At 61.5% G+C, this 9,666-nt stretch carries 7 protein-coding genes; 5 read left to right on the top strand and 2 right to left on the bottom strand.

Translation table 11 applies throughout. The features are described 5' to 3' along the window. Positions 1-426 precede the first annotated feature (426 nt). Together macA and AC0IYN_RS28510 are read left to right on the top strand one after the other, a co-directional pair. Complete coding sequence (gene macA / locus AC0IYN_RS28515) at positions 427-1,578, top strand: macrolide transporter subunit MacA (RefSeq protein WP_406597609.1); 1,152 nt, start codon at positions 427-429, stop codon at positions 1,576-1,578. A gap of 3 nt (positions 1,579-1,581) precedes the next feature. Further along, positions 1,582-3,540 (top strand): MacB family efflux pump subunit, encoded by a 1,959-nt coding sequence (locus AC0IYN_RS28510; RefSeq protein WP_368946498.1) that lies wholly within the window; start codon positions 1,582-1,584, stop codon positions 3,538-3,540. A 132-nt stretch (positions 3,541-3,672) separates the two neighbouring features. On the opposite strand, the gene AC0IYN_RS28505 is transcribed toward AC0IYN_RS28510, so the two are convergent. Both AC0IYN_RS28505 and AC0IYN_RS28500 read right to left on the bottom strand, forming a co-directional pair. After that, positions 3,673-4,344 (bottom strand): LuxR C-terminal-related transcriptional regulator, encoded by a 672-nt coding sequence (locus AC0IYN_RS28505; protein ID WP_471844408.1) that lies wholly within the window; start codon positions 4,342-4,344, stop codon positions 3,673-3,675. 155 nt (positions 4,345-4,499) lie between these two features. Beyond that, positions 4,500-5,735: a methionine gamma-lyase gene (locus tag AC0IYN_RS28500; protein ID WP_406597612.1), complete on the bottom strand. Its 1,236-nt coding sequence runs from the start codon at positions 5,733-5,735 to the stop codon at positions 4,500-4,502. A gap of 123 nt (positions 5,736-5,858) precedes the next feature. On the opposite strand from AC0IYN_RS28500, the gene AC0IYN_RS28495 reads away from it, so the two are divergent. The 3 genes from AC0IYN_RS28495 to AC0IYN_RS28485 all read left to right on the top strand — a co-directional run bounded on the left by AC0IYN_RS28495 (position 5,859) and on the right by AC0IYN_RS28485 (position 9,643). Beyond that, on the top strand, positions 5,859-6,329 hold the full coding sequence (locus AC0IYN_RS28495; protein WP_233895559.1) for an Lrp/AsnC family transcriptional regulator: 471 nt from the start codon (positions 5,859-5,861) through the stop codon (positions 6,327-6,329). An 888-nt stretch (positions 6,330-7,217) separates the two neighbouring features. After that, entirely contained in the window at positions 7,218-7,808 is a 591-nt protein-coding gene (locus AC0IYN_RS28490) for an antibiotic biosynthesis monooxygenase (protein ID WP_471844404.1), read from the top strand. Then, positions 7,805-9,643, top strand: coding sequence for an amidohydrolase (locus tag AC0IYN_RS28485; RefSeq protein ID WP_406599761.1), 1,839 nt, complete (start codon positions 7,805-7,807; stop codon positions 9,641-9,643). The genes AC0IYN_RS28490 and AC0IYN_RS28485 overlap by 4 nt, the downstream gene beginning before the upstream one ends. Positions 9,644-9,666 lie beyond the last annotated feature (23 nt).

Here is a 9,666-nt window from a genome sequence, read left to right as displayed (position 1 = left end):
GAGGCCGCTGCGTTTATCCAGATGTCCCCCCATCATCGTTAACGACCATCGCCGGCAAGCCAGCTCCTACAGTGGACCGCGTTTGCTTTTGCCGTTGCTTTACACCACTCAGGTCGGCTGTCAGGCCGCCGTGCTTTTAATTTTGATCTTAGGCGCCCCGTCAAACACGCTGGCCGAACGCAGGCTTGAATCCGTGGGTAACCCGGCAGGACGCCGGGTTAGCCGCGCTGGGCCAAGGATGGCCCATCGCGGCGGGCCACGGATTCAAGCCTTCGTTACGGCACACCGAGCCTAGGCGAGGTGCCGAGTGTTGGGGCAAGAGCGTTTTGGTTACTTTTGCGCTTTTCAAAAGTGACCCGCTGTAAGAGCGGAACCAATAGTGGCCGTTACTCAAATAACGGATATGTTCTCGATCGAAGGTCATCTATGCAAAAGCCAACGCTACGCAAACTAGGAATGCTCGCCACACTGGCCATCGCCATAGGCTTGATCATCTACACGGTCCAGTCCCCCGCCGACGCACCGCAATACCTCACCGCCACCGCCGAACGCGGCAACATCGAAAACGCCGTCCTCGCCACCGGCCTGCTCGAAGGCATCAAACAGGTCGACGTGGGCGCCCAAGTCTCCGGCCAATTGAAATCCCTCAAGGTCAAAGTCGGCGACAAGGTCAAAAAGGGTCAATGGCTAGCCGAAATCGACCCATTGATCCTGCAAAACACCCTGCGCAAAGCCCAGGTCGACGAAGAAAACCTCCAGGCCCAACGCCGCGCCACAGCGGCCCAACTCAAGCAAGCCAAGTCAGTGTACGAACGCTACAAGGGCCTGCAGGATGACGAATCAGTGTCGCGCCAGGATTTCGAAGACGCCGAGTCCACCTTCCAGGTGCAACAGGCCAACCTCTTGTCCCTGGACGCCCAGATCAAAAGCGCCCATATCCAGATCGATACCGCCAAGGTCAACCTGGCCTACACCCGCATCGTCGCGCCCATCGACGGCGATGTGGTAGGCATCGTCACCCAGGAAGGCCAGACCGTGATCGCCAATCAACTGGCGCCGGTGCTGCTCAAGCTGGCGGACCTGGACACCATGACCGTCAAGGCCCAGGTCTCCGAGGCCGATGTGATTCATATCAGCCCCGGCCAGCAGGTCTACTTCACCATCCTCGGCGAGGCCGACAAGCGCTACTACGCCAAGCTGCGCGGCACCGAACCGGCACCGCAAAACTTTCTCGAAACCCAGACCGCCGGCACGCCCAAGCAGAACTCAGCGGTGTTCTACAACGCGCTGTTCGATGTGCCCAACCCCGATCACCGCCTGCGCATCGCCATGACCGCCCAGGTGCGTATTGTGCTCGATACGGCCCAGGCTGCGTTGATGGTGCCGGTGGCGGCACTGGGGGCGCGCAACCACGACGGCAGCTACTCGCTGCGGGTGCTGGACGCCAAGGGCAAGGCGGTGTCGCGGGAGGTGAAGACCGGGATCAACAACAACGTCAAGGTGCAGATCCTCGACGGCCTGGCCGAAGGCGACAAGGTGGTGATCGGCGACGCCACGCCAGCCGTGGCGGGGAACTGACGCATGACCCAGCCACTGTTGGAACTCAAGGGCATCACCCGTAGCTTCATGGCCGGCGAGCGTGAATTCATCGCGCTCAAGGGCATCGACCTGACAATTCATGCCGGGGAAATGGTCGCGATCATTGGCGCCTCGGGGTCCGGCAAATCGACCCTGATGAACATCCTCGGCGGCCTGGATTACGCCAGCGCCGGCAGCTATAAAATCAACGGCATCGAAACCCGTTCTTTGGGTGATGAGCAGTTGGCGGAACTGCGCCGCGATTACTTCGGGTTCATCTTCCAGCGCTACCATTTGCTGGCGCACTTGAGCGCCTTGCACAACGTGGAAATGCCGGCGATTTATGCCGGCACACCGGAAACCGCGCGTCACAGCCGGGCGCGGGAGTTGCTTGCGCGCCTGGGTCTGGCGGGTCACACCACCCACCGTCCCAGCCAGCTTTCGGGGGGGCAGCAGCAACGGGTGAGTATCGCCCGCGCGTTGATGAACGGCGGCGAAGTAATCCTTGCCGACGAACCCACCGGCGCCCTCGACACCCACAGCGGCAAGGAGGTAATGCGCATCCTCGCCGAGCTGCACGCGGCCGGGCACACGGTGATTATTGTCACCCACGACCCCAAGGTCGCGGCGAATGCCCAGCGCATTGTCGAGGTCAGTGATGGCGAGATTGTCAGCGACAAGGCCAACGACAGTGTCGGCCTGGAACTGCCCAGCGAAACCCCGATAGAGCCCAAGCGCAGTGGTGCCCGGCGCCTGGTTGCAAGCCTGGGGTTGTTCAAGGAAGCCTTCAACATGGCCTGGGTTGCGCTGGTGTCCCATCGCATGCGCACGTTGCTGACCATGCTCGGTATTGTCATCGGTATCACCTCGGTGGTGTCGATCTCGGCCATCGGTGAAGGCGCCAAGCGCTATGTGCTCAAGGACATCCAGGCGATCGGCAGCAACACCATCGATATCTTTTCCGGCACCAGTTTTGGCGACAGCCGTGCCTCGGCCATCGAGACGTTGATGCCGTCGGATGTGGACGCGTTGAACCAGCTGTATTACGTCGACAGCGCCACGCCGGTGGTGGGCCGCAACCTGTTGCTGCGCTTTGGCAACATCGACCTGGACGCCCAGGTCAATGGCGTGAGCGACCGCTATTTCAAGGTCAAGGGCCTCAAGCTCGAAGCCGGTATCGCCTTCAGCGAAAGCGACGCACGGCGCCAGGCCCAGGTGGTGGTGATCGACCACAACACCCGGCATCGTTTGTTCGGGCCAAACGTCGACCCGCTGGGCCAGGTGATCCTGGTGGGCAACCTGCCGTGCACGGTGATCGGGGTGACCGCCGACAACAAGAATATGTTCGCCGCCAGCAAGGCGTTGAACGTATGGGTGCCCTATGAGACGGCGGCGGGGCGTTTGCTCGGGCAGCGCCATCTGGATAGCATCACCGTGCGCATCAAGGACGGCCAGCCGAGCAAGGTGGTCGAAGACAACGTCAACAAGCTGATGCTGCAACGCCACGGTACCAAGGACTTCTTCACCAACAACCTCGACAGCATCATGCAGACCGTGCAGAAAACCAGCCGCTCCCTGGCGCTGTTGCTGTCGTTGATCGCCGTGATTTCGCTGCTGGTGGGCGGTATCGGGGTGATGAATATCATGCTGGTGTCTGTCACCGAGCGTACCCGTGAGATCGGCATTCGCATGGCGGTCGGCGCGCGCCAGTCGGACATTCGCCAGCAGTTCCTGGTGGAAGCGGTGATGGTGTGCCTGATCGGCGGGCTGATCGGGATCTCGCTGTCCTATGCCCTGGGCTTTCTGTTTTCGTTGTTCGTGAAGGAATGGGAAATGGTGTTTTCCCTGGGCTCGATCATTACGGCGTTTGCCTGCTCGACACTGATCGGCATTGTGTTCGGCTTCGTGCCGGCCAGGAATGCGGCGCGGCTGGACCCGATCGAGGCGCTTGCCAGAGATTGAGGTTTGTCAGCCAATGGAGATAAAATGTGGGAGCGGGCTTGCTCGCGAACGCGGTAGTTCAGCCAATGAATCTGTTGACTGACACACTGCATTCGCGAGCAAGCCCGCTCCCACATTTTGAACAGGTATGTCTTAAAAGGCTGTGTTGTCCTCAGTGGCATACATCCACCGCAGCAATGAATGCCGGCCACTGATCCCCAGTTTGATCGACGCGCGCTTCAGGTAGCTCTCGATGGTGTTGACCTTCAACGCCAACTGCTCCGCCAGCTCCGGCGCGGTCCGCCCGGCGAGCAGGCCCACGCACACCTCAAGCTCACGGTTGGATAGGGTCAGCCCCGACTGTACCAACCGTTCTTCGATGCGCCTGCGCAGGGTTTCGAGGCCCTGGTTTTCCGGCACCACCGCGTTGCTGTCATGGCGGCAGGGCTGGATCGCGGCGATGTGTTTTTCCACCATGGGCAACAGCAAGGTGGAGAAGTCCTGCAGCATGCTGCGTTCCTGTGGCGAAAAGCTTTCGGACTGGTGTGTGCGGTACACCGACAGCACATAGCGCACGTCATCCCGGCGCCGGGTGAGGTGCAGTTCTGCTGCGGGTTGTTCTTCGTCGAGGGTCGCGACCGAGTCGGTATAGATCGGGCTGATCTTGCGACGAGTGTGCCCGTCGGCGCTGATCTGCAATTGCGTGATATGGGTGGCGTCCACGGCCAGTTGAGTGAGGATGAGGTCATGCAGCATGCGTGGAAAATGGCGACTGCCGGTGCTGGCGATGACCTTGCCAATATGAGGGAACAACTGTGCGTTCATCAATTCGTCCATGAGGCGTGCAGGTATTCGGCTTCATAGCGGCGGGGATTAAAGTGCAAGCCAATGCGAATAACCTAGCGTGATAGTCCTTCCCGCCGGAACCTATGCTAGTACAGCCTGGCGGCGGGAAGGGGATCCAATCTGAAAAAATCAGATTAAAAACTCACAAGCTTAGAAGGACGCGTCAGGGTACGGCTGCACTTGGCCAGCGCCTGCTGCACATCCGCCAGCAGGTCGGCGATATCTTCCAGGCCCACCGACAAGCGCACCAAGCCTTCGCTGATGCCATGTGCCGCCCGTTGCTCCGGGGTGTAGGTGGAATGGGTCATGCTCGCCGGGTGCTGGGCGAGTGACTCGGCATCGCCCAGGCTGACGGCGCGGGTGAACAGCTTGAGGGCATTCATGAAGCGCCGGCCGGTGTCGATTCCGCCTTTGAGTTCAAAGGCGATCATGCCCCCAGGCAATTTCATTTGCCGCGTCGCCAGTTCGTATTGAGGGAACGAGCGCAGCCCGGGGTACGTCACCCACTGCACGGCCGGGTGCGCCTGCAAGGCTTCGGCCACCGCCTGGGCATTGCTGCAATGGCGGTCCATGCGCAGGGCCAGGGTCTTGAGACCGCGCATCAACAGCGAGGCGTCCTGGGGCGACATCACCGCGCCGGTCAAGTCCTTGAGGCCTTGCAGGCGAATCCGCTGGGCCAGGGCCTGGCTGCTCACGGCGATGCCCGCCGTGATATCGCCGTGGCCGCTGAGGTATTTAGTGGCCGAATGCACCACCACGTCGGCACCCAGGTCCAGCGGGCGTTGCAGGTAGGGCGTGCAGTAGGTGTTGTCGACCACCACGGTGACATTCGGCTGTTGGTGGGCGAGGGCGGCCACGGCGGCGATGTCCACCAGCTGCAGGGTGGGGTTGGCCGGGGTCTCGCAATAGATCATGCGGGTGGCGGGGCTGAGCGCGGCTTGCAGGGCCGCCAGGTCCGTGAGGTCGACATGCCGCACCTTGATGCCGAATTCGCCAATGCCATGGTGCAGCAGGGCGAAGGTGCACCCGTACAGCGTCTGGCTGACGATCACTTCATCGCCGGGGCGCAGCAGGGTCCAGAACGTCGCGGCGATCGCGCCCATGCCGGAACTGAACGCCACTGCTGCCTCACCGTTTTCCAGGGTCGCCATGCGCGATTCCAGCAGCGCCAGCGTCGGGTTGGAGATACGTGTGTAGAAGTGCCCGTCGGCTTCGCCGGCAAAGCATGCGGCGCCGTATTCGGCGGTGGGGAACGCAAAGGTGGCAGACAGGTAGATCGGCGGCACGAGCGCGCCGTGGTGGTCCTTGGGGTCGTAGCCGTGGTGGATGGCGCGGGTGGAAAAGCCGAATGTGTTGTGTTTATTGTTCATGTCGGACGCTCCTTATTTCCTACAATGCTATGCTCATAACCGGAGATGAACTTTGCAATGTTTGCTGCTAATTCCTGCGTCCTGGGATGAAAAACCTCGAAAAATAACAATCAGAGGCACGTTATGCCCGTCAGTCTCGACCGTACCGATAAAGCACTTTTAAACGCGTTGCAGGGCAACGCCCGGCTCACCGTGGCCGAGTTGGCCGACCGCGTTTCCCTGACCACCTCGCCGTGTTGGCGGCGGGTGCGCAACCTGGAGGAGAGTGGGGTGATCAGTGGGTATCAGGCGATCCTTTCGCCCAAGGCGTTGGGGTATGGGGTGACGGCTTTTGTCAGCATCATGATGGAGAGTCATACCCAGGAAATTGCCCGGGCGTTTGAGCAGCGGTTGTTGGAGATTCCGGAGATTGTGGCGTGTCATAACGTGTCGGGGCGGTATGATTTTTTGTTGGAAGTGGTGGCTAGGGATCTGGAGTCGTTTGGGGAGTTTGCGCGGGAGGTGTTGCAGACGTTGCCTTGCGTTAAGGAGATTTATTCGAGTTTTTCTTATAAGTCGGTGAGGGCTTTGAGGGTGATTCCGTTGCCGGGGTGATGGGGGGGTGTGTGTGGTGTGGTGTGGTGTGTACATATCCGTTGCTTCGGTAACGGCGGCTTATGGTTCCGCTCTTACAGCGGGTCACTTTTGGAAGGACCCAAAAGTAACCAAAAGGTCCTCGCCCCAACACTCGGTGCCTCGCCTAGGCTCGGCATGCCCTCACTCCGGCTTGAATCCGTGGGCCGCCGCCACGCGCCATCCATGGCGCGGGGCGGCTAACCCGGCGTCCTGCCGGGTTACCCACGGATTCAAGCCTGCGTTCGGCCAGCGTGTTTGACGGGGCGCCTCAGATCAAGATCAAGAGCGACTCGCTTCGCATCGTGGATACGAGGTCTTGTAGGAGCCGGCTTGCCGGCGAAAAACTTGAGACCGCCGCGTTCATCCAGACACCCCACGTCATCGTTAACGACCATCGCCGGCAAGCCGGCTCCTACAGGGCCGCGTTTGCTTTTGCCTTTGCTTTCCACCACTCAAGCCGGCTGTCAGGCCGCTGTGCTCTTGCTTTTGATTTTGATCTTAGGCGCCCCGTTAAACACGCTGGCCGGAATTCGACAGGGATTTGGGGGGTAAACCGGCAGGGATGCCGGTTTAGCCGCCCCGCGCCATGGATGGCGCGTGGCGGCGGCCCCCCAAATCACTGTCGGATTACGGGCACACCGAGCCTAGGCGAGGTGCCGAGTGTTGGGGCAAGAGCCCTTTGGTTACTTTGGGGCTCTTTTCCAAAGTGACCCGCCGTAAGGGCGGAACCATAAGCCGCCGTTACCCAAATAACGGATATGTACTCAACAAAACACCCCCCCCGATACAGCACGTACATCCAATTTTCCCCACCCCATCCCCCGCAAACTCCCTCATCGCTGAATCTTCAAGGCAGAGGGACACCCCATGGACCCAGCAACAAAACCCAGCCCCGACGAAGTCGTCACCCTGGTGGTCAAGCACCTCATCAAACCCGGCCTGGAGGCCGACTACGAAGCCTGGCTGCGCCGCATCGTACGCATCGCCGGCGCGCGCCCTGGCCACCTCGGTGTCGACGTAGTGCGCGGCAAACAAGGCAACCTGGCGCTGTTCACCTGTGTGTTGCGCTACCGCTCCACCGATGACCTGGAAACCTGGCTCGACTCCCCCGAGCGCAAAACCCTGATTGCCGAAGCCACCCCCATGCTCGCCGACGGCGACAACACCGAAATCGGCGCGGTCAACGAATTCTGGTTCAACCCCGAAACCCCAAACGCCGCCAAGCCGCCGCGCTGGAAGCAGGCGGTCGTCACCCTGTGCGTGATCCTGCCGCTGACCCTACTGGTGCCCATCGTGTGGGGCCCGGTGCTGCGCCTGCACCCGTTTCTCTCCAACTACGTGGTCGCCACGTTCCTGGTGACCCTGACCATCGTCGTCCTGGTGGTCTACCTGCTGATGCCGGCGGCCACCCGCCTGTTTGCTCCCTGGCTTGAAGCCTCTGTAAAGGAAACCCTATGAACGCCGATCTGATTCTGTTCAATGGCCAGTTCCACACCGTGGACCGTGAAAACCCGCGTGCCACCGCCGTCGCCATCACCCAGGGGCGCTTTGTCGCCGTGGGCACCGACGGTGAAGCCATGGCCCTGCGTGGCAGTGGCACCCAGGTCATCGACCTCAAGGGCCGCACCGTCATCCCCGGCCTCAATGACTCCCACCTGCACCTGATCCGTGGCGGGTTGAACTACAACCTCGAACTGCGTTGGGAAGGCGTGCCGTCCCTGGCCGATGCCCTGCGCATGCTCAAGGACCAGGCCGACCGCACGCCCACCCCGCAATGGGTACGCGTGGTGGGTGGCTGGAACGAATTCCAGTTCGCCGAAAAACGCATGCCGACCCTGGAAGAGTTAAACCAGGCCGCGCCCGATACGCCAGTGTTCGTATTGCACCTGTACGACCGCGCCTTGCTCAACCGTGCCGCCCTGCGCGTGGCCGGCTACACCAAGGACACGCCGAACCCGCCGGGCGGCGAAATCGTGCGCGACAGCAACGGCAACCCCACCGGCATGCTGGTGGCGCGCCCGAATGCGATGATCCTGTATTCGACCCTGGCCAAGGGCCCGAAATTGCCGCTGGAATACCAGGTCAACTCGACCCGCCAGTTCATGCGCGAACTCAATCGCCTGGGGCTCACCAGCGCCATCGACGCCGGCGGTGGTTTCCAGAACTACCCCGATGACTACGCGGTGATCGAGCAACTGGCCAAGGACGAACAGCTGACGGTGCGCATCGCCTACAACCTGTTCACCCAAAAGCCCAAGGAAGAGCTCAGCGACTTCAAGCATTGGACCGGCAGCGTCACCCTGCACCAGGGCGATGACTACCTGCGCCACAATGGCGCCGGCGAGATGCTGGTGTTCTCGGCGGCGGACTTCGAGGACTTCCTCGAGCCACGCCCGGACCTGCCGCTGACCATGGAGCAGGAACTGGAGCCGGTGGTGCGCCACCTGGTGGAGCAGCGTTGGCCGTTCCGCCTGCACGCCACGTATGACGAGTCGATCTCGCGCATGCTCGACGTGTTCGAGAAGGTCAACCGCGACATTCCGTTCAATGGCCTGCCGTGGTTCTTCGACCACGCCGAAACCATCACCCCGAAAAACATCGAGCGTGTACGCGCCCTCGGCGGTGGTATTGCGATCCAGGACCGCATGGCGTTCCAGGGCGAGTACTTCGTCGAGCGTTACGGCGCCAAGGCGGCCGAAGCCACGCCACCGATCAAGCGCATGCTCGCCGAAGGCGTGCCGGTCGGCGCGGGCACTGACGCTACGCGGGTGTCGAGCTACAACCCTTGGACCTCGCTGTACTGGATGGTCAGTGGCCGCACCGTCGGTGGTCTGGAGCTGCACGCCGAAGGCCTACCGCGCCTCACCGCGCTGGAACTGTTTACCCACGGCAGCGCCTGGTTCTCGTCCGAGCAAGGCAAGAAGGGCCAGATCAAGGTTGGCCAACTGGCGGACGTCGCGGCGCTGTCAGCGGACTTCTTCAGTGTCGATGAAGAAGCCATCAAGTGGATCGAGTCGGTGCTCACCGTGGTCGGCGGCAAGGTGGTCTACGGCGCCGGTGACTTCGAAGATTTCGCACCGCCCCGTGTGCCGGTGCTGCCGGACTGGTCGCCGGTGGTCAAGGTGCCGGGTCACTGGCGCCCGAGTTCGCCGTTGCAGGCTCAGGTTCACCAGTGCAGCGGCCCGTGCGGTGTGCATTCCCACAGCCATGAAAAGGCGCGGCTTTCCAGCGTGCCGGTCAGCGACTTCCAGGGATTCTGGGGTGCGTTTGGCTGCTCGTGTTTTGCTTTCTGATCAAACCCCCGAAGGAGTTAACC

This window comes from Pseudomonas sp. AC112 (assembly GCF_979253545.1).
This window is presented reverse-complemented; position numbering and strand designations above follow the sequence as displayed.